The 1896-nt window shown below is 52.0% G+C and carries 1 protein-coding gene and 1 pseudogene; both read right to left on the bottom strand.

The features are described 5' to 3' along the window. Positions 1–3: 3 nt before the first annotated feature. Positions 4–1146 carry a molecular chaperone DnaJ gene (gene dnaJ, locus RMO35_RS02975; protein WP_309738453.1) on the bottom strand — a complete coding sequence of 381 codons (1143 nt, stop codon included), beginning with the start codon at positions 1144–1146 and terminating at the stop codon, positions 4–6. A 298-nt stretch (positions 1147–1444) separates the two neighbouring features. Then, positions 1445–1896: pseudogene (locus RMO35_RS02970) on the bottom strand (molecular chaperone DnaK); the annotation flags it as partial.

The raw sequence follows: 1896 nt of genomic DNA, 5'->3' as shown, positions 1-1896 counted from the left end.
CCACTACTTAAAGACATTCCCAAAGATACTCCCAATCCCACCTTTGCCGACCCGTTCGCCGCGAATTTTGGCGAGTTTTTCGAGGAGGTCGCGTTCTTCTTGGCTGACTTTGGTGGGGATATCGATTTGGAGCGTCAGTAAATGATCGCCGCGACTGACTTCATTACCCAGGCGCGGGACGCCTTTTTGTTCGAGTTTGAGGACGGTATTGGGTTGGATTCCGGCGGGGATATTTAATTCGGTGGGGCCATCGACGGTATCGATTTGAATATGGCTGCCCAGAATTGCTTGGAGATAGCCGATCTTCACTTGCGAGAGAATGTTAATTCCTTCACGGCGGAACTTGGCATCTTCTTCGACATGAAGATAGACGTAGAGATCGCCTGGTGGGCCGCCGCGCAAGCCAGCGTCACCTTCTTTACCGATGCGGAGTTTGGTACCGTTATCGACTCCTTTGGGGATGGATATTTTGAGTTTTTTGGTTTCCTGTTTGCGTCCGGCACCGTTGCAAGCTTCACATTTATCTTCGATGACCTGACCGTCACCATTACAGGTAGGACAGACCGATACTTGTGTAAAGTTACCGAACGGGGTGCGGGTATTGCGGCGGACTTGTCCGGCTCCGCCGCAGGTGCTACAAGTTTGGGGTTGCGAGCCGGGTTTAGCACCAGTACTTTTGCAGGTAGTGCAGGCTTCCAGGTGAGGAATGCGGATTTCTTTCTCGCCGCCAAAGATGGCTTCTTGGAACTCTAACTTGAGGTCGAGGCGCAGATCTTCGCCTCTAGAAGGGCCATTGCGACGACGTGCTGTTTGTTGTTGCCCAGCACCACCCCCGAAACCACCATTGAAGAAGGCGTCGAAGATATCGGCGGCAAAGCCCCCCATGTCGCCCATATCGCCATAGCCTGGGGGCGCACCACCACCCGAAGATACTCCAGCTTCGCCAAAGCGATCGTAACGAGCGCGGAGTTCGGGTTCGGAGAGGACTTCGTTGGCACGATTGATTTCTTTAAAAGTATCTTCTGCCCCAGGCTCTTTATTGACATCTGGGTGATATTTCCGCGCCAGTCTACGATAGGCGCGTTTAATTTCTTCCTGGTCGGCATCTCTGGAGGTGCCAAGGATTTCGTAATAGTCGCGTGCCATACAGAGGTTCTATCTTACAAGTAGTGGTAGGAAGCAGAGTCGGGGCTAGTCTCAAAATCGAGTGTTGTTGCGTCTACACTATGCCAATAGTGCCAGTAGCCTCTGCCTCAGACGATCGGCGCTGCTAGTTCGATCGCAGGATATATGATTCGACTCTGGCTCGATCGCATTTACCGCTATCGCAATTTGTGCTAGCGATCGACACTAACATTTCGATCCTCATTGTAAAGGAATCAGGACTAGGTGATGGAGTATTAACCGTAATATTTTATTCTCTATGTCCCGATCGCTCGATTTGCTATTCTACAACCTCATAGTCTGTCGTTGCCGTCTCATCATCATAATCTAGAGTGAGCGTACTGGAAACCTTTTTTGGTGGTGGGGGTGGCGGTGGTGGCGGCGCGGCAGCACGACTGAGTGGTGCGTGTCGTCTGGGTGGATTGTCGCTGGGAGGACGCTCGGTAGTGGAGCTACTGGGAATCGTCCCTTTTTGATAGACAGCCGTACCCATCGCGAAAATCTCTTGTTGGAGCTTATCGATCGCTTGCTGGACGTTTTCGAGGTTGGCAGACGGTTCGAGCAGCAACATTTGCAATTGGCGGGCTGTCTTTTCGGCGCGCTCGCGGAGATTGTCATCGATGAGATGACCGTTATCTTTGATGGTGGTGTCATAGGTGTGGAACAGGGCATCGGCTTGGTTTTTGAGTTCCACCAGTTGGAGTCTGCGCCAGTCATCTTGAGCGTAAGTTT

The organism is Chamaesiphon sp. OTE_20_metabat_361, assembly GCF_031364565.1.
The sequence above is the reverse complement of the archived record's forward strand: the minus strand, read 5'-3'. Positions and strand labels throughout refer to the sequence as shown.